A 454-nucleotide genomic window follows, 5' to 3' on the forward strand; every position below is an offset into this window, starting at 1 on the left:
GTGGCGGACACCACCGATGCGCAGATCGCCGAGGCGGAAGCGGCCGTGAAGGCGGCGGAAGAGAAACAGCAGGCGGCGGCAGACGCGGCGGCGCAGGCCGTGGCGGACGGCGGGCTGGTCACGCCGGCCGGGGCGAAGGCGGTGGAGGACGCGAACCAGGCGCTGGCCGCGGCGAAGCAGGCGGCGCAGGACGCGGTCAGCCGGGTGCCGGATGAGGCCGGAGAGAAGGAAGGGTTGCAGGATCGTACTGACGCGCTGAAGGCGGCGGACGTGCCGGCGGTCACCGATGCGGACGGCAACGGCGTGGCGGACACCACCGATGCGCAGATCGCCGAGGCGGAAACGGCCGTGAAGGCGGCGGAAGAGAAACAGCAGGCGGCGGCAGACGCGGCGGCGCAGGCCGTGGCGGACGGCGGGCTGGTCACGCCGGCCGGGGCGAAGGCGGTGGAGGACG

General features: G+C 74.7%; 1 protein-coding gene. It reads left to right on the plus strand.

Annotated elements, in window-relative coordinates:
* Positions 1–454: GA-like domain-containing protein (locus WFK59_RS21975; RefSeq protein ID WP_442956322.1), on the plus strand; the 454-nt coding region annotated here is incomplete at both ends.

The sequence above is a fragment of the Pantoea sp. USHLN298 genome (assembly GCF_037149395.1).
Taxonomy (GTDB): Bacteria; Pseudomonadota; Gammaproteobacteria; order Enterobacterales; family Enterobacteriaceae; genus Pantoea; species Pantoea astica.